The 17,359-nt window shown below is 69.9% G+C and carries 15 protein-coding genes, 1 pseudogene and 1 riboswitch; of the genes and pseudogenes, 10 read left to right on the top strand and 6 right to left on the bottom strand.

The features are described from left to right. Nucleotides 1-113: 113 nt before the first annotated feature. Nucleotides 114-854 (top strand): hypothetical protein, encoded by a 741-nt coding sequence (locus ABZ078_RS03660; protein ID WP_356571223.1) that lies wholly within the window; start codon nt 114-116, stop codon nt 852-854. A gap of 108 nt (nt 855-962) precedes the next feature. Here the strand turns inward: ABZ078_RS03660 and ABZ078_RS03655 are convergent. From ABZ078_RS03655 to gcvT, 5 genes and pseudogenes are all read right to left on the bottom strand, one after another. Beyond that, nucleotides 963-1,391, bottom strand: a pseudogene (locus ABZ078_RS03655) (CBS domain-containing protein); the annotation flags it as partial. Nucleotides 1,392-1,408: 17 nt separating this feature from the next. After that, on the bottom strand, nt 1,409-2,791 hold the full coding sequence (locus ABZ078_RS03650; RefSeq protein ID WP_356571221.1) for an L-serine ammonia-lyase: 1,383 nt from the start codon (nt 2,789-2,791) through the stop codon (nt 1,409-1,411). 94 nt (nt 2,792-2,885) lie between these two features. Then, nucleotides 2,886-4,160, bottom strand: a complete 1,275-nt coding sequence (gene glyA, locus ABZ078_RS03645; protein ID WP_356571312.1) for a serine hydroxymethyltransferase — start codon at nt 4,158-4,160, stop codon at nt 2,886-2,888. A gap of 27 nt (nt 4,161-4,187) precedes the next feature. Next, nucleotides 4,188-4,565 (bottom strand): glycine cleavage system protein GcvH, encoded by a 378-nt coding sequence (gene gcvH, locus ABZ078_RS03640; RefSeq protein WP_356571219.1) that lies wholly within the window; start codon nt 4,563-4,565, stop codon nt 4,188-4,190. A 127-nt stretch (nt 4,566-4,692) separates the two neighbouring features. Continuing rightward, nucleotides 4,693-5,814, bottom strand: a complete 1,122-nt coding sequence (gene gcvT / locus ABZ078_RS03635) for a glycine cleavage system aminomethyltransferase GcvT (protein WP_356571217.1) — start codon at nt 5,812-5,814, stop codon at nt 4,693-4,695. Nucleotides 5,815-5,974: 160 nt separating this feature from the next. Further along, nucleotides 5,975-6,073, bottom strand: a riboswitch (glycine riboswitch). A gap of 236 nt (nt 6,074-6,309) precedes the next feature. On the opposite strand from gcvT, the gene ABZ078_RS03630 reads away from it, so the two are divergent. The 9 genes from ABZ078_RS03630 to ABZ078_RS03590 all read left to right on the top strand — a co-directional run bounded on the left by ABZ078_RS03630 (nt 6,310) and on the right by ABZ078_RS03590 (nt 16,154). Beyond that, nucleotides 6,310-6,978 carry an AAA family ATPase gene (locus ABZ078_RS03630; protein ID WP_356571215.1) on the top strand — a complete coding sequence of 223 codons (669 nt, stop codon included), beginning with the start codon at nt 6,310-6,312 and terminating at the stop codon, nt 6,976-6,978. A 93-nt stretch (nt 6,979-7,071) separates the two neighbouring features. Continuing rightward, on the top strand, nt 7,072-7,863 hold the full coding sequence (locus tag ABZ078_RS03625; protein WP_356571213.1) for an enhanced serine sensitivity protein SseB: 792 nt from the start codon (nt 7,072-7,074) through the stop codon (nt 7,861-7,863). 171 nt (nt 7,864-8,034) lie between these two features. After that, a complete protein-coding gene (locus tag ABZ078_RS03620) occupies nt 8,035-8,835 on the top strand; it encodes an enhanced serine sensitivity protein SseB C-terminal domain-containing protein (RefSeq protein ID WP_356571211.1) in 801 nt (266 codons plus the stop codon). A gap of 363 nt (nt 8,836-9,198) precedes the next feature. Continuing rightward, complete coding sequence (locus ABZ078_RS03615) at nt 9,199-10,197, top strand: ABC transporter permease (RefSeq protein WP_356571209.1); 999 nt, start codon at nt 9,199-9,201, stop codon at nt 10,195-10,197. A gap of 85 nt (nt 10,198-10,282) precedes the next feature. After that, nucleotides 10,283-12,019, top strand: a complete 1,737-nt coding sequence (locus ABZ078_RS03610; protein ID WP_356571207.1) for an ABC transporter substrate-binding protein — start codon at nt 10,283-10,285, stop codon at nt 12,017-12,019. Nucleotides 12,020-12,088: 69 nt separating this feature from the next. Beyond that, a complete protein-coding gene (locus ABZ078_RS03605) occupies nt 12,089-13,096 on the top strand; it encodes an ABC transporter permease (protein ID WP_356571205.1) in 1,008 nt (335 codons plus the stop codon). Continuing rightward, a complete protein-coding gene (locus ABZ078_RS03600; protein ID WP_356571203.1) occupies nt 13,093-14,187 on the top strand; it encodes an ABC transporter ATP-binding protein in 1,095 nt (364 codons plus the stop codon). Before ABZ078_RS03605 ends, ABZ078_RS03600 begins: the two co-directional genes overlap by 4 nt. Before the next feature lie 32 nt (nt 14,188-14,219). Further along, a complete protein-coding gene (locus ABZ078_RS03595) occupies nt 14,220-15,434 on the top strand; it encodes a dipeptide ABC transporter ATP-binding protein (RefSeq protein WP_356571310.1) in 1,215 nt (404 codons plus the stop codon). A gap of 63 nt (nt 15,435-15,497) precedes the next feature. Continuing rightward, a complete protein-coding gene (locus ABZ078_RS03590; protein WP_356571201.1) occupies nt 15,498-16,154 on the top strand; it encodes a trimeric intracellular cation channel family protein in 657 nt (218 codons plus the stop codon). Here ABZ078_RS03590 and ABZ078_RS03585 read toward each other — a convergent pair. Beyond that, nucleotides 16,063-17,301 carry an alpha/beta hydrolase-fold protein gene (locus tag ABZ078_RS03585; RefSeq protein ID WP_356571199.1) on the bottom strand — a complete coding sequence of 413 codons (1,239 nt, stop codon included), beginning with the start codon at nt 17,299-17,301 and terminating at the stop codon, nt 16,063-16,065. The genes ABZ078_RS03590 and ABZ078_RS03585 overlap by 92 nt on opposite strands. Between the last annotated feature and the right edge of the window lie 58 nt (nt 17,302-17,359).

Below are 17,359 nucleotides of genomic sequence, written 5' to 3'. Positions count from 1 at the left end.
CAATAGTGGCCGCACCTGTGTGTCCTGCTCCGGGCAGTGCGGATGATCCGCCCGTGGCGGCAGGATGCGAGGCGTAGCCGGGACACGGAACGACGCTTGGGGTGGACATGCGCATGCGCCGACCGCGCCGCCCCCTGCCCGCGTCCGAGCCCGACCTGATGGCGCATCTGCGCTCCACGGTCTGGGGTCCGGCGGAGTTCGTCGGCCTGCCGCCGTGGTGGCTGGTCGGTGAGGGGCTCCTCGCCGGAGTTCTCGGAGTGGGGGCCATCGTCGGCGTCACGGTCGCCGGCGCCTGGTACGGGCTGCCCGTGCTGGCGCAAGGCACGGCCGGTCTGGTCTGCGCGGCAGCGCTCGTCCTCTATCTCGCCCTGGTGCGGGCAGGCCGGGCCCTGATCGGTCTCGTCGCCCTGCTCGGTGTGTGCCTGGCGCTCCAGGCGCCGCAGGCGGCCGCGGGCCTGGTGCTGGCGGAGCGGGGACGGGTGGAGTCCGCGGTGGTGACGTCGGTCGAGGGTGGCCCGGCGGCCGTGTCCAGCCGCGGCCGCTACCTGTGCTCGGTGGCCGGCCGAGACGGTGTGCAGTTGAAGGTGCGTATCTGGCGCGGCTGCGGACAGACCACCCGGGCCGGCGACGCGCTGGCCGTCGTGTACGACCCCGAGGGGCGGGTGCCGCCGCGCGGTGTGGAGCCGGGAGCGCCCGCAGGCGGGCCTTTGCGGGCCCTTGGCGGCTGGGCCGCAGCCCTGGCCGCCGGCTGCCTGGTCGCGGTCGTACGCTCCTACCGTCTGACCCACACCGCACGAGCCCTGCACCGAGACACGGCGACACCTCCTCCCTGGCATTCGGCCGGAGGTCGGTGAGGGGGTCAAGCGAGGAGGCGTTCACGTCCAGATCCGGGCGCGGCGTGAGGGCCACGACCGGGGGCCCCGGCTCGGGTGGCGGGCGGAGCAAGCCCCTTTTGGCGCCGCTCACGCGGCCGCGTGTACCGCGCGAAGGACGCTTTGAGGGCTGAGCCAGCCGACCGGCCTGCCGTACGCCGGGTCGAGGACCGGAACCCCGGTGCCCGCTGTCCAGAGCAAGGTGTGCAGCGCCTGCGCGAGGGGCTGGTCGATCGTGACGGGTGCGGGCATCTCGGTGAGCTGTCCCACCACCGCCGGGCCTGTGTCCGGCTGCTCCGCCAGCACTTCGGCGATGGCCTGGGCGGTGACGACACCCACGTAACGCCCCGAGGCGTCGACCACCGGCAGGGCCCCGTACCGACCCCGTACCGGACAGGATCAACAGGTCAGCGGCGTCCGCGAGTTCGGTCGACGCCGGCAGCGGCGAGGGCAGGGGTCCATGACGGAGCCCACCTGCTGGGTGCCGATCCGGGCGCCGCCTGCGGGGCCTTCGAGGTCCGCAGCGTGACGTTCCCTCAGCACTCGATGATGTTGACCGCCAGCCCGCCCCGCGCCGTCTCCTTGTACTTCACCGACATGTCGGCGCCCGTGTCCTTCATCGTCTTGATGACCTTGTCCAGGGACACTTTGTGCGAGCCGTCCCCCCGCATCGCCATCCGCGCCGCCGTGACCGCCTTCACCGCGGCCATGCCGTTGCGCTCGATGCAGGGGATCTGGACGAGGCCGCCGACCGGGTCGCAGGTCAGGCCGAGGTTGTGTTCCATGCCGATCTCGGCGGCGTTCTCGACCTGTTCCGGGGAGCCGCCGAGCACCTCCGCCAGCGCGCCCGCCGCCATCGAGCAGGCCGAGCCCACCTCGCCCTGGCAGCCGACCTCGGCGCCGGAGATGGACGCGTTCTCCTTGAAGAGCATGCCGATGGCGCCGGCGGCCAGCAGGAAGCGGACCACCCCGTCTTCCTTCTCTCCCTCGGAGGCCCCGCCGGCCGCGAAGTTGATGTAGTAGTGGAGCACGGCGGGGATGATGCCCGCCGCCCCGTTGGTCGGGGCGGTGACGACGCGGCCGCCCGCCGCGTTCTCCTCGTTGACCGCCATCGCGTAGAGCGTGATCCACTCCATCGCGTGCGCCAACGGGTCGCCCTCCGCCCGGAGCTGGCGGGCCGACATCGCGGCCCGGCGGCGGACCTTCAGGCCACCCGGCAGGATGCCCTCACGGGACATGCCGCGCGCCACGCACGCCTGCATCACCCGCCAGATCTCCAGCAGGCCCGCGCGGATCTCCTCCTCGGTGCGCCAGGCCCGCTCGTTCTCCAGCATCAGCGAGGAGATCGACAGGCCGGTCTCCTCCGTCAGGCGCAGCAGCTCGTCGCCCGTGCGGAAGGGGTACTTCAGCACCGTGTCGTCGAGCTTGATCCGGTCCGCGCCGACCGCGTCCTCGTCGACGACGAAGCCGCCGCCGACCGAGTAGTACGTCTTCGACAGCAGTTCCGCCCCGGAGGCGTCGTACGCCCACAGGGTCATGCCGTTCGCGTGGTAGGGGAGTGCCTTGCGGCGGTGCAGGACCAGGTCGTCGTCGAAGGAGAACGGGACCTCGTGGTCACCGAGCAACCGGATCCGGCCCGCCGCCCTGATGGCCTCGACGCGCTCGTCCGCCGTCTCCACGTCCACCGTCCGCGGCGAGTCCCCCTCCAGGCCCAGCAGCACCGCCTTCGGTGTGCCGTGGCCGTGTCCGGTCGCGCCGAGCGAGCCGTACAGCTCGCAGCGGACGGACGCCACGGAGGACAGCAGGTCCTCGTTGCGCAGGCGCCGCGCGAACATGCGGGCCGCGCGCATCGGGCCGACCGTGTGGGAGCTGGACGGGCCGATGCCGATCGAGAACAGGTCGAAGACCGAGATGGCCACGGGGGGACTCCTCAATAGCGGGGTGGTGCAGAAGGTTCTGCGGGGTGCCCCGCTCGCTCACTGACCAGTGTGCGGGACACCCCACAAAAAGGGACTACTTGTTCAGACCGGGGTACAGCGGGTGCTTGTCGGCCAGCGCCTTGACCCGGGCCTTGAGCGCCGCGGCGTCGTAGGACGGCTTGAGCGTCTCGGCGATGACGTCGGCGACCTCGGCGAAGTCCTCGGCGGTGAAGCCGCGGGTCGCCAGGGCGGGCGTACCGATGCGCAGGCCCGAGGTCACCATCGGCGGGCGCGGGTCGTTCGGGACGGCGTTGCGGTTGACCGTGATACCGACCTCGTGGAGGCGGTCCTCGGCCTGCCGGCCGTCCAGCTCGGACTCGCGCAGGTCGACCAGGACCAGGTGCACGTCCGTGCCGCCCGACAGGACGTTGACGCCGGTCTCACGGGCGTCGGCGGCGGTCAGGCGCTCGGCGAGGATCTTCGCGCCCTCGACCGTCCGGCGCTGGCGCTCCTTGAACTCCTCGCTCGCCGCGACCTTGAAGGAGACCGCCTTGGCCGCGATCACGTGCTCCAGGGGGCCGCCCTGGAAGCCCGGGAAGACGGAGGAGTTCAGCTTCTTCGCGAAGTCCTTCTTCGCGAGGATGATGCCGCCGCGCGGGCCGCCCAGTGTCTTGTGCGTCGTGGACGTCACCACGTCTGCGTACTCCACCGGGTTCGGGTGCAGCCCCGCCGCGACCAGACCCGCGAAGTGCGCCATGTCGACCCACAGGCACGCCTCGACCTCGTCGGCGATCCGCCGGAACTCGGCGAAGTCCAGCTGCCGCGGGTACGCCGACCACCCGGCGATGATCACCTTCGGCCGGTGCTCCTTGGCGAGCCGCTCCAGCTCGGCCATGTCGACCAGGCCGGTCTCGGTGTCCACGTGGTACGCGACCACGTCGAACTGCTTGCCGGAGAAGTTCAGCCGCATGCCGTGGGTGAGGTGGCCGCCGTGCGCCAGGTCCAGGCCCAGGATGGTGTCGCCGGGCTGGGCCAGGGCGAACAGGGCGGCCTGGTTGGCGGAGGCGCCCGAGTGGGGCTGGACGTTGGCGTACTCGGCGCCGAACAGCTCCTTGACCCGGTCGATGGCGATCTGCTCGGCGACGTCGACGTGCTCGCAGCCGCCGTAGTAGCGGCGGCCGGGGTAGCCCTCGGCGTACTTGTTGGTCAGGACCGAGCCCTGGGCCTCCATGACCGCGACCGGCGCGAAGTTCTCGGAGGCGATCATCTCCAGGGTGGACTGCTGGCGCTCCAGCTCGGCGTCGAGCGCGGCCGCGACGGCCGGATCGAGCTCGTGCAGGGGCGCGTTCAGAAGCGACTTGTCAGACATGGGGGCAGACATGGGTGATACGACTCCTCAGCCGGCGGTGTGGGTGTCGTACTCGTCGGCGGAGAGCAGGTCGGCCGGCTCCTCCGTGACGCGTACCTTGAACAGCCAGCCGCCCTCGAAGGGGGCGGAGTTCACCAGCGCCGGGTCGTTCACCACGTCCTCGTTGATCTCGGTGACCTCGCCGGTGACCGGGGAGTACAGGTCGGACACCGACTTGGTCGACTCCAGCTCGCCGCAGGTGTCACCCGCGGTCACGGTCGAGCCGACCTCGGGGAGCTGGGCGTAGACGACATCGCCGAGCGCGTTGGCCGCGAACTCGGTGATGCCGACCGTCGCGACGCCGTCCTCGGCGGTCGACAGCCACTCGTGCTCCTTGCTGTAGCGCAGCTGCTGGGGGTTGCTCATGGCCTGAATTCTCCTGTACGCGCGGAACGGGTGCGGAATGGGGGTCTGCTGGAAACGGGGATGAGCAGCGGAAATGTGCGCGGGGTCACGCACGGTCCGCTGCCGGGCCCCGCTGCTGGGCCAGTCTCTACTTCTGGCGCTTGTAGAACGGCAGCGCCACGACCTCGTACGGCTCGTGGCTGCCGCGGATGTCCACGCCGACCCCGGCCGTGCCCGGCTCCGAGTGTGCCGCGTCGACGTACGCCATCGCGATCGGCTTGCCCAGCGTGGGGGAGGGGGCACCGGAGGTGACCTCGCCGATGACCTCGCCGCCGGCGACGACCGCGTACCCGGCGCGCGGGACACGGCGGCCCTCGGCGACCAGGCCGACCAGGACGCGCGGCGGGTTCTGCGAGGCGCGGGAGGCGGCCTCGGCCAGCGCCTCGCGCCCGACGAAGTCGCCCTCCTTCGCGAACTTCACCACCCGGCCGAGCCCGGCGTCGAAGGGCGTGCGGGAGGTCGACAGCTCATGGCCGTACAGCGGCATGCCCGCCTCCAGCCGCAGCGTGTCCCGGCAGGACAGCCCGCAGGGGACCAGACCGACGCCCGCGCCCGCCTCGGTCAGCGCCCGCCACAGCTCGACGGCGTGCTCCGGCTTCACGAACAGCTCGAAGCCGTCCTCGCCGGTGTAGCCGGTGCGGGCGATGAGGGCGGGGACGCCTGCGACGGTGCCGGGCAGGCCGGCGTAGTACTTCAGGCCGTCGAGGTCGGCGTCGGTCAGCGACTTCAGGATGCCGGGGGACTCGGGTCCCTGGACGGCGATCAGGGCGTAGGCGTCCCGGTCGTCGCGCACCTCGGCGTCGAAGCCGGCGACCCGCTCGGTCAGCGCGTCCAGCACCACCTGGGCGTTGGAGGCGTTGGCGACGATCATGTACTCGGTCTCGGCGAGCCGGTAGACGATCAGGTCGTCGAGGATGCCGCCGTCGGCCCGGCAGATCATGGTGTAGCGGGCGCGGCCGACACCGACCGAGGCGATGTCGCCGACCAGGGAGTAGTTCAGGAAGGCGGCCGCCTGCGGGCCGGTGACGGTGATCTCGCCCATGTGCGAGAGGTCGAACAGGCCGGCCCTGGTGCGTACGGCGAGGTGCTCGTCGCGCTCGGAGCCGTAGCGCAGGGGCATGTCCCAGCCGGCGAAGTCGGTCATCGTCGCGCCGAGCGAGCGATGCACGGCATCGAGCGCGGTGTGACGGAGTTCTTCTGTACTGCTCATCGGACGGATGTCTCCCAGGGATGACGGGCGAGGTCGTTCCTCCCCATCTGTCATCGGAACCTGAGAGGTTCGCCATGATCACGCAGATCACGGCTTGCACCTTGGGTGGGGCCGCCCCCGCTGTCGAGGACGAGGGGTGCGGCCCGCTTTTCAGATGTGCCTCGCCCGCGCGGTGACGGGGCCTGAGAGATTCAAGGGAGGGACTTGCTCCTTCGGCGCCCCGGCGACGCACTGCCGGGGACTCTCCCGCGCGGATTCAAACGGCCGGTATGCAGTTGGCGCGGACATCATTGCACGCATACGGGCGACACGGCAGGGGGAACCTTCCCCGGGGCCTTCCGGAGCCGCGCACAGTGGGCCCAGAGTCGGCCACAGTGCCCTGTAGCAGGCTTGTTGCGGTAAGCGGACGAAAACAGCAGACACCGGGGATTACCTTCTCTTTACACTCGACGGGGATGGGACTCCCGACCCAATCCCATGGGGAGGACGATCACGGTGAACAGGACGACGGCGTACGCCACGACCTCGGGCCTGGCGCTGCCGAAGCAGCCCACGACTCCCGTCCGGGAGGCGTGCGACGAGCGCCCGGCACCCGTGGTCCGTGATCTGCGCGAGCGCTCCGGTCACAGTCCGCACGCCCTGATCTTCGCCCCCGAGGACCTCGTCGTGATCACCGGCCTGCCCGGCGGCGGCAAGTCCACGCTGATGCGGCGGACGGTCAAAGGCGTCCGCGTCGACTCCCAGGACACCCGGGACCGCTGGAGCGCCCGTATGCCTGGATTCGTCCCCTACGCCGTCTATCGCCCCCTGGTCCGCCTCGCGCACTACGCCGGACTGCGCCGCGCCCTGCGCTCCGGCGAGGGCGTCGTCGTGCACGACTGCGGTACGCAGGCCTGGGTGCGCGGCTGGCTGGCCCGTGCGGCCCGGCGCCGCGGCGGCACCCTGCACCTGCTGCTGCTCGACGTCGCCCCGGACACGGCCCTGGAGGGCCAGCGCGAGCGCGGCCGGGGCGTCTCCCGCTATGCCTTCCTGCGTCACCGCAGAGCGGCCGCCCGGCTGCTGCACTCGGTGGAGAGGGGCGATCTGCCCCAGGGCTGCGGCTCGGCGGTGCTGATCGACCGGGAGGCGGCGGACGTACTGCGCCGGATCGGTTTCGCGGGCTGAACGGCCCCGGTCCCGCACCGGGGGCCCCGCGCCGGCCGGCCACCGGCTAGCCTTTCGGTCCACAGACGTGGTTCACAGCAGGCGGTCAGACAGATGGACTTCCCAGCGGATCTCCCCGCGGACTTCCCGGCACAGACGCACCTCCACCCGCACGGCGGCTGGCCCGGCAACGAGCTGGAGGAGGTGCTCTCGGCCTCTCTCGGCCTGCCCTCGGCGGGCGGCCGGATCATCGAGGTGCTGGGCCGCAGCTTCGTCTGGGTCCCCCTGCCCAACGGCGGCGGACCGCACAGTGGCCCGCTCGACCTGCCCACACTGGAGATCGAGGGGCAGGCGTACGTCCCGGTCTTCAGCTCCGAGGAGCAGTTCCGCCAGGTCGTCGGCTCCCACATGTCGTACACCGTCGCCCCCGCCGTGGAGTTCGCCCGCGGCCTGCCCCCGCAGGTGGGCATCGCCGTCAACCCGGACGGCGTGGTCGGCGTCCCCCTGCCCCCGGCGGCGGTGGCCGAGCTGTGCCGGGTGGGCCGTACGCCCCTGGACGGCCTCACCTCCGGAGGCCGCGTCAAGCTCTACGAGCCCGACTGGCAGGACGACCCGATCGACTTCCTCGCGGCGGCGTCGGCCGAGTTCGCCGAGACCGGCGTGGTCACGACGGCCCGCCGCTGCCTCGCGGCGATCGAGACGGCCACCCCGGTGATGTTCATAGGCGTCGAACTCGCCCAGTGGGAAGGCGACCTGCGCGCCGCCCCCATGGACGCCCTGTCCCGCGCCCTCGGCCGCACCCCGGCCCCCTGGCCGGTCAACCTGGTCCTCCTGGACGTGGCCCAGGACCCGGTGATCGACTGGATGCGCCAGCGGGTCCGTCCCTTCTACCAGCGGGATTTCTGAGCCTCCTGAGGTGCGGCGCCCCGACAGGGGCGCGGGGCTGTGACACGAGCGGCTTCGCCGCGGGGCGCGATCGACTTCGAACGACCCGCAGCCCGCGGACCACATCAGGTCCCGAGCTCTCAACGCTTAAGCTTGTTGCGAAAACGGACTTCGCGAAGGGGCGGTTGGAACGTGAGCGCGAGCGGCACCACCTCGACCGGGCAGGTCGAGCACATGCTGCGCCAGGTGACTCCCGGGCGCTACGACGCCTACGAGGCCCTCCTGCGCGCGCTCGCGACCCCGTCCGCCGGCCAGGTCTGGATGCTGCTGTGGCACGGCCAGGCCGGCTCCCCGGACGCCCAGTACGGAAACATGGAGGTCGACGGCCACGGCTACGCCCCGTGCGTCACCTCCGCCCAGGAGCTGTCGGCCAGCGGCTGGAACCGCAGCTACGAAGTGGTCGACGCGGTCGACGTGGCCCGCACCCTCTACCCGGACCACTACGGCCTCTGGCTGAACCCGCACGCCCCGGGCGGCGGCGTCGGCATCCCCTGGCTCGACCTGCGCCGCATCGCCACCGGCCTGGACCGCCAGCCCGCCGGTCCGCTGCGCCTGTCGGAGCCCGGCATCGAGATCCCGCAGTTCTACGCCCTGCTCGCGCAGAACGCCCACCGCACCCCGGCCGTCCGCTCGCTGCGCCGCGCCTGGGTGCAGCCCGCGCTCGGGGCGCCGTATCTCGCCATCGGCCTCGACGTGTACGACACCAGCCCGCCCGCCGTGGACTCGGTGCGCTCGATGATGCTGCAGTCGATCGGCGCGGTTCCCGACGGGCTGCCGGTCTCGACCGTGGCGATGTCCGACGAGGACGACCCGGTCGCCATGTGGATGCGCGCGAGCGCCCGCCCCTTCTACGACCGCGAGGCACACGCCGCCGCCCCCGCGCAGGCTCCGGCGGCCGGCTATGGCTACCCACCGGCACAGGGCCGTTACTGATCACTCACCGGTTACCCTACTGATCAGTCAGCAGGCTGACTGTCGTAGGTCCGAAGGTCGGCGAACTTCGGTTTCACAGGCTGATCTCCGCGCGTAGATGCGATCGGAAGGTCCCGGTCCGCCCTCATACGCCCCAACTGGGGCGCGTCCGGCCGCCGTTACCCGTTGTTCGGATAACGGAACCCCTCAGACAGCATCACGGTTGCGCATCCTTTCCCCGTCAACTCTGGCAACAGATCGCCAAAGCGTTGAAGACTCCCGGCAAGACACGGGCCGGTCGGTCCCGTGCACGAGTTCGAAGCAACCGCTACAGCGGCAGCCAGGGGGGTCGGCAACCGCCGGCCGAGAGGGGTCAATCTCAAAGTGACGGCACCGATCGAGACCACCGGATCGCAGGCCGAAGCCCAGCCCGAGGCCGTGCTTGCGGGGGTCGAGTCCAAGAAGATCGAGGGTCGGTCTCTGGGGCAGATCGCCTGGACCCGTTTCAAGCGGGACAAGGTGGCGGTGGCGGGCGGCATCGTGGTCGTGCTGCTCGTCGTGGTGGCGGCCCTGTCCCGTCCGCTCCAGGCGATGCTGGGCCTCGACCCCAACGCCTTCCACCAGGACCTGATCGACCCCAACACCTCCCTGCCCAAGGGCGACTTCGGAGGGATGAGCTGGGACCACCCGCTGGGTGTCGAGCCGAAGTTCGGCCGGGACATCCTCGCGCGCATCCTGGAGGGCTCCTGGGTCTCCCTGGTCGTCGCCTTCGGTGCGACGCTGCTGTCCGTCGCCATCGGCACCGTGATGGGTCTGGTCGCCGGCTACTACGGCGGACGGGTCGACACCGTCGTCAGCCGGCTCATGGACACCTTCCTCGCGTTCCCGCTGCTCCTCTTCGCCATCGCCATCTCCGCCACGCTCCAGGGCGGTGCCTTCGGCCTCGAAGGGCTGCCCCTGCACATCTCGGTGCTGATCTTCGTCATCGGGTTCTTCAACTGGCCGTACATGGGGCGCATCGTGCGCGGTCAGACCCTGGCGCTGCGCGAGCGGGAGTTCGTCGACGCCTCCCGGGGGATGGGGGCCGGCGGCCCGTACATCCTCTTCAAGGAACTGCTGCCCAACCTCGTCGCGCCGATCATCGTCTACTCGACGCTGCTCATCCCGACGAACATCATCTTCGAAGCCTCGCTGAGCTTCCTCGGCGTGGGTATCCAGCCTCCCCAGGCGTCCTGGGGAGGGATGCTCAACCAAGCCGTCGACTTCTTCGAGGTCGACCCGCAGTACATGATCGTTCCCGGCCTCGCGATCTTCATCACGGTGCTGGCCTTCAACCTGCTCGGTGACGGCCTCCGGGACGCACTCGACCCCCGCAGCCGCTGACGTCCGCGGCGCCCGGCTGCGACCCGACGTCCCACGCAAGTGTCCACCTACGAAGGGGAATCCGACCATCATGCGAAGGTCAGTAATGGCCGCAGTTGCGGTCGCCAGCAGCGCCGGCCTGCTTCTGGCGGGCTGCAGCAAGGCCGATGACGGCAAAGACACGCCCGAGGGCGCCGGCGCCAACGCCGCGACCAAGGACGTCGTGAACGCGTCCACGCACAAGGGTGGCACGGTCACCTACGCGAGTGCCGACGCGCCGGAGTCCCTGGACCCGGGCAACATGTACTACGCCTACGGCTACAACTTCAGCCGCCTCTACGCGCGTCCGTTGATGACGTTCAAGCCGGCCCCCGGTGAGGCGGGCAACGAACTCGTCCCGGACCTCGCCGAGAGCAAGGGCACGCCCAGCGACGGCGGCAAGACCTGGACGTACAAGATCCGTCAGGGCGTCAAGTACGAGGACGGGACCGCGGTCACCTCCAAGGACGTCAAGTACGCCGTGGAGCGCTCGAACTTCGCCCGTGACGTGCTCTCCCTCGGCCCCAACTACTTCCAGCAGTTGCTGAACGACCCGGACAAGTACAAGGGCCCTTACAAGGACAAGAGCGAAAAGGGTCTCTCGTCCATCGAGACCCCGGACGACCACACCATCGTCTTCAAGCTGAACAAGCCGTTCTCCGAGTTCGACTACCTGGTCAGTGCCCCGCAGACGGCCCCCGTGCCGCGGGCCAAGGACACGGGTGTGGACTACACCAAGAAGGTCGTCTCCTCCGGCTCGTACAAGTTCGAGAAGTACGAGGAGGGCAAGCAGATCGTCCTGGTCCGCAACCCTCAGTGGGACGCCAAGACGGACCCGCTGCGCAAGCAGTACCCGGACAAGATCGTGGTGAACCTCAAGGTCAACAAGGCCACGATCGACAAGGACGTGATGTCCGGGGCCACCATGATCGACATCCAGGGCACCGGTGTCGACGCGCAGACCCAGGCGCAGATCCTCAACGACAAGGCCGAGATGGCCAACACGGACAACGCCCTGGGCGGTCGCCTCATCTACACGGCGATCAACACCAAGCTGGCGCCGTTCGACAACATCGAGTGCCGTAAGGCCGTCGAGTACGCGATCGACAAGACCGCCGTGCAGACCGCGATGGGCGGACCGATCCGCGGTGACATCGCCACCACCGTCCTGCCCACCGACGTCACGGGCTACGAGAAGGCCGACCTGTACGCCACCAAGGACAGCAAGGGCGACGTGGCCAAGGCCAAGGAGCACCTGAAGGCCTGTGGCAAGGAGGGTGGCTTCAAGACCTCCATCTCCGCCCGCAGCGACCGGCAGGGCGAGGTCGACGCGGCCACCGCGATCGTCGGCGCGCTGAAGAAGGTCGGTATCCAGGCGGACATCAAGCAGTACCCGTCCGGCAAGTACTTCTCGGACTACGCGGGCGTGCCCAAGTTCAACGAGAAGAACAACGTCGGTCTGATGATGATGCAGTGGGGTGCCGACTGGCCCACGGGCTACGGCTTCCTGCAGCAGATCGTGCACGGCAAGGCCATCAGCCAGTCCGGCAACACCAACCTGTCCGAGCTGGACAACCCCGAGATCAACAAGCTGCTGGACGACGCGATCGGCAACACCGACGAGGCCGCCCGCACCAAGGCGTACACCGAGGTCGACCAGAAGGTCATGGAGCAGGCCGCCATCGTCCCGCTGACCTACTTCAAGGTCCTGCTGTACCGCTCGCCGCACGCCACCAACCTGGTGTCGACGTCCGCCTTCAGCGGTCAGTACGACTACCTCAACGTCGGCACCGCCGAGAAGTAGCCCCGGAAGGCAGGTGAAGGCATTGGCGCCCGCGGAGTTCGTCATCCGCGGGCGCCGGCGCCGGTCCTCGTGATCTCGTACATCATCCGCCGGACGATCGCGGCGTTGATCCTGCTGCTCGTCGTCACCGCGGTCACCTTCGGCATCTTCTTCATCCTGCCGAAGCTCGCCGGGCAGACCGCCGACCAGCTGGCACAGCAGTACATCGGCAAGAACCCCACACCCGAGGACATCGCGGCGGTCAAGCGGAACCTCGGTCTCGACCAGCCGGTCTACATCCAGTACTGGGAGTTCATCAAGGGGATCGTCTCCGGCGCCACATATGACCTCGGCCCCACCACGGTCCGCTGTGACGCCCCGTGCTTCGGCTACTCCTTCAAGGACCACATCGAGGTCTGGCCCCAGCTGACCGAGCGGCTGCCGGTCACCCTGTCGCTGGCCGTCGGCGCCGCCGTGATGTGGCTGGTCGGCGGTATCGCGGCCGGTGTCATCTCCGCGCTCAGGCCGGGCTCGTTCTTCGACCGGTCCGCCATGGGCGTGGCCCTCGCGGGCGTCTCCCTGCCCATGTTCTTCACCGGGCAGCTGGCCCTGCTGCTGTTCAGCTACAAGCTGGAGATCTTCGGCAGGACGTACGTCCCCTTCACCGAGAACCCCTCCCAGTGGGCGAACACCCTGTTCCTGCCGTGGTGTTCGCTGGCCCTGCTCTACTCGGCCATCTACGCCCGGCTGACCCGCTCGGGCATGCTGGAGACAATGAACGAGGACTTCATCCGAACCGCCCGGGCCAAGGGCCTGCGCGAGCGCAAGGTCGTCGTCCGGCACGGTCTGCGGGCCGCGCTGACCCCGCTGGTGACGGTCTTCGGCATGGACATCGGCCTGCTGCTCGGCGGCGCCGTCATCACCGAGACGGTGTTCTCCCTGCACGGCATCGGTGAGTACGCGGTACAGGCGATCACCGCCAACGACCTGCCCCCGATCCTCGGGGTGACCCTGCTCGCGGCGTTCTTCGTCGTCTTCATGAACCTTGTGGTGGACCTTCTGTACGCGACGATCGACCCGCGGGTGAGGCTCTCGTGACCGACCTGACCAAGACCGGGGCCGCTGTGGGCGAGCCCGCACGCGCCGGCGAGCCCCCGAGCGCCTTCCTCGAAGTGCGGGACCTCAAGGTGCACTTCCCGACCGACGACGGCCTGGTCAAGTCCGTCGACGGTCTCTCCTTCCAGCTGGAGAAGGGCAGCACCCTCGGCATCGTGGGCGAGTCCGGCTCCGGCAAGTCCGTGACCTCGCTGGCCGTCATGGGCCTGCACCGCCTGGGCAGCCGCGGCAAGAACGTGCGGATGTCCGGCGAGATCTGGCTCGACGGCAAGGAACTCGTCTCGGCGAGCCCCGACGAGGTGCGCCGTATGCGGGGCCGCGAGATGGCGATGATCTTCCAGGACCCGCTGTCCGCGATGCACCCGTACTACACGGTCGGCAACCAGATCGTCGAGGCGTACCGGGTCCACAACGACGTCGACAAGAAGACCGCCCGCAGGCGTGCGGTCGAACTCCTCGACCGCGTCGGCATCCCGGAGCCGAACAAGCGGGTGGACATGTACCCGCACGAGTTCTCCGGCGGTATGCGCCAGCGCGCCATGATCGCCATGGCGCTGGTGAACAACCCCGAACTGCTGATCGCGGACGAGCCCACGACCGCCCTGGACGTCACCGTGCAGGCGCAGATCCTCGACCTCGTCCGGGACCTGCAGAAGGAGTTCGGCTCCGCGGTCATCATCATCACGCACGACCTCGGCGTGGTCGCCGAGATCGCCGACGACATCCTCGTGATGTACGGCGGGCGATGCGTGGAGCGCGGACCGGTCGACAAGATCTTCTACGAGCCGCAGCACCCCTACACCTGGGGCCTGCTCGGCTCGATGCCGCGGATCGACCGCGCGCAGACCGACCGGCTCATCCCGGTCAAGGGGCAGCCGCCCAGCCTCATCAATGTCCCCTCGGGCTGCGCGTTCAACCCGCGCTGCCCGTACGCGGACGTCCCCAAGGGCGGGATCACCCGCACCGAGCGCCCCGAGCTGCGCGAGGTCGGCGGCAGGCACTTCACCGCGTGCCACCTGTCGCAGGAGGACCGTACGCGGATCTGGAACGAAGAGATTGCGCCGAAGCTGTGAGCGAGACTGAGACCGGAACCGGGACAGCGGCCGTGAAAGCCGGGCCGGCCGACGACGAGGCACCGCTGCTCAGGGTCGAGGGCCTGGTCAAGCACTTCCCGATCAAGAAAGGGCTGCTCCAGCGCCAGGTCGGCGCGGTCAAGGCCGTGGACGGCATCGACTTCGAGGTGCGCCGGGGCGAGACGCTCGGTGTCGTGGGCGAGTCGGGCTGCGGCAAGTCGACCATGGGCCGGCTCATCACCCGGCTGCTGGATCCGACCGGCGGGAAGATCGAGTTCGACGGCACGGACATCACGCACCTGAGCACGGGCGGCATGCGCCCGCTGCGCCGCGACATCCAGATGATCTTCCAGGACCCGTACGGCTCGCTGAACCCCCGGCACACCATCGGCAGCATCGTCTCGGCGCCGTTCCGGCTCCAGGGCGTGGAGCCCGAGGGCGGCGTCAAGAAGGAGGTCCAGCGCCTCCTCGAACTGGTGGGTCTGAGCCCCGAGCACTACAACCGCTACCCGCACGAGTTCTCCGGCGGCCAGCGTCAGCGCATCGGCATCGCCCGCGCGCTGGCCCTCAAGCCCCGGATGGTCGTGGCCGACGAGCCGGTCTCCGCGCTCGACGTGTCGATCCAGGCGCAGGTCGTCAACCTGATGGACGACCTCCAGGACGAGCTGGGCCTGACGTACGTGATCATCGCGCACGACCTGTCCGTCGTACGGCATGTCTCGGACCGTATCGCGGTGATGTACCTCGGCAAGATCGTCGAGCTCGCCGACCGGGACTCGCTGTACGCGTCGCCGATGCACCCGTACACCAAGGCCCTGCTGTCGGCGGTGCCGATCCCGGACCCGAAGCGGCGGACGCAGAGGAGCGAGCGCATCCTGCTGCGCGGCGACGTGCCCTCGCCGATCGCCCCGCCGAGCGGCTGCCGCTTCCACACGCGGTGCTGGAAGGCGACGGAGATCTGCCGCACGACGGAGCCGCCGCTGGCGGAGCTGCGGCCCGGCCAGCGGGTGGCGTGCCACCACCCGGAGGACTTCGAGGACCAGCAGCCGCAGGACACGCTGCTGCTGTCGGTGGCCAAGGAGGCCGCGGAGCTGGTGCCGGACGAGGTGTCGGGGCAGTCGGCGGCCGCTGAGGAGACGGCCGCTGAGGAGACGGCTGCTGAAGAGGCCGCGGAAGCGTCCACGCAAGCGCCCGTGAAGTCGTCGACGGAACCGTCCGCAGAGGCGTCGACGGACGAGAGCAAGTAACCGCGCTCGGGCCCCCGCCTTACATTGCAAGGCGGGGGCCTTTGACTGCGTAAGAATGTACGGGTGCTCCAGCAATTGTTCAGCCCGTCCGTCCAGCACACGCTCGACCTGATCGGCATCTTCGTCTTCGCCATCTCCGGCGCCCTGCTGGCGGTCCGCAAGAACTTCGACGTCTTCGGCATCGCCGTCCTCGCCGAGGTCACCGCCCTGGGCGGCGGGCTGTTCCGGGACGTGATCATCGGCGCCGTACCGCCGGCCGCGTTCACGGACCTGGGGTACTTCCTCACCCCGCTGCTCGCCGCGCTCCTGGTCTTCTTCCTCCACCCCCACGTGGAGCGCATCCAGACCGGCGTGAACGTCTTCGACGCGGCGGGCCTCGGCCTGTTCTGCGTGGCCGGGACGACGAAGGCGTACGACTACGGCCTCGGCCTCACCGCGTCCGCCTGCCTCGGCCTCGCGACCGCCGTGGGCGGCGGTGTGCTGCGCGACGTCCTGGCCAACGAGGTGCCGTCACTGCTGCGCTGGGACCGCGACCTGTACGCGGTCCCGGCGATCGTCGGCGCCACGATGGTCGCCCTGTGCATCCGCTACGACGCCCTGAACCCGCTGACCAGCACCCTCGCCGCCGTCACGGCCTTCGTGCTGCGGCTGCTGGCGATGCGGTTCCACTGGCGAGCTCCGCGTGCCTGGAACCGGCGGTCGACGGTGCGGGAGGAGTAGTGCCGGGTGCCATACGGGTCCGGTGTCCCGTCCCCATCACCTCCGTCAGCCAGCGGAACGCAGGCACCACCTGCGGCTTCCACAGCGCCATGGTGTGGCCGCCCGCGCTGCTCGGGATGAACACGACGTCCACGGTCGTGGGCGCCTTCGCGACCCGGTCGACGGCCATGGCCGCCTCGTACCCGTCGTTCGGCTGACCGGAGAAGTACAGCGCGACGCGCGGCGGGACGCGGGACTCCCTGAGGAGCACGTACGGGTTGTTCGCGTCCCGCAGGGCCCGAGTCCTGGCGGCGAGCGAGTTCGGTACGGCCACGGGGTCGTTGTAGCCCGACATGCTGACCGCGGCGCGGTAGCGGTCGGGGTGGGCGACGGCCAGCTTCGCCGCGCAGTGCGCGCCCGCCGAGTACCCGGCGACCGCCCAGCCGTCCGGCGCCGACTGGGCCCGGAAGTTGTCCATGACCATCCTCGGCACGTCGACGCTGAGCCAGCTGTCGGCGTTCACCTTGCCCGGGATGTTCGCGCAGCCGGTGTCCACGCCGGGCAGCAGCGAGGTGCGCGGCGAGACGATGATGAACGGCTCGATCTGCCCGCTGCGCATCAGCGGCGCCAGTTGCTGGGGTGCGTCCATCGTCCCGAACCACGCCTTCGACGAGCCCGGGTAACCCGGCAGCACCTCCACGACCGGGAACCTGTGATCGCGGTAGGCGGGCTCGTGGTACTGCGGCGGCAGCCAGACGTTGACCTCGGCGTGCACACCGGAGACCCGGCCCTCCAGCTGCGTGACGAGCACCCCGCCCTCCGCGCGCATGCCCGGCCCCTTGGCCGGCTTGAAGACCTGCCGGACCTTGGGCAGCTTCTCCAGCGCGACCCCTCCGGTGCCGCTCGATCCGAGGTCGACCGCCTCGTGCACATGGTCGCTGGTGCCGAGCAGGTCGCCCCAGTTGTCGTAGAGCTGGTTGGAGTTGTTGACCATCGTGAAGACCAGGGCGACCGCCGTGCCCTGCGCGAACAGCACCATCAGCACCCGGGCGGCGGCACGCACGACCTTCGGCCCGCGCACCCGGGACCAGAGGACCAGCGGCAGCGCGACGGCGACGACGCACAGCGCGATGAGCGTGTAGAGGAACGGGCTCCCGGTGAGACTCATGTCCTCAAAGAGGGGGAGAGCGGGCCTCGGGTTTCGGACGAGCAGGGACACTTACCGA

This window comes from Streptomyces sp. NPDC006385 (assembly GCF_040612485.1).
Taxonomy (GTDB): domain Bacteria; phylum Actinomycetota; class Actinomycetes; order Streptomycetales; family Streptomycetaceae; genus Streptomyces.
Note: the sequence above shows the minus strand (reverse complement) of the source record. Positions and strands in the feature narration are given on the sequence as shown.

Bases quoted from the DNA above. Each gene is read 5' to 3' on its own strand.
- ABZ078_RS03660 (WP_356571223.1), top strand. From the start codon at position 114: ATGCGCCGACCGCGCCGCCCCCTGCCCGCGTCCGAGCCCGACCTGATG.
- glyA (WP_356571312.1), bottom strand. From the start codon at position 4,160: ATGTCTGACAAGTCGCTTCTGAACGCGCCCCTGCACGAGCTCGATCCG.
- gcvH (WP_356571219.1), bottom strand. From the start codon at position 4,565: ATGAGCAACCCCCAGCAGCTGCGCTACAGCAAGGAGCACGAGTGGCTG.
- gcvT (WP_356571217.1), bottom strand. From the start codon at position 5,814: ATGAGCAGTACAGAAGAACTCCGTCACACCGCGCTCGATGCCGTGCAT.
- ABZ078_RS03625 (WP_356571213.1), top strand. From the start codon at position 7,072: ATGGACTTCCCAGCGGATCTCCCCGCGGACTTCCCGGCACAGACGCAC.
- ABZ078_RS03610 (WP_356571207.1), top strand. From the start codon at position 10,283: ATGGCCGCAGTTGCGGTCGCCAGCAGCGCCGGCCTGCTTCTGGCGGGC.
- ABZ078_RS03585 (WP_356571199.1), bottom strand. From the start codon at position 17,301: ATGAGTCTCACCGGGAGCCCGTTCCTCTACACGCTCATCGCGCTGTGC.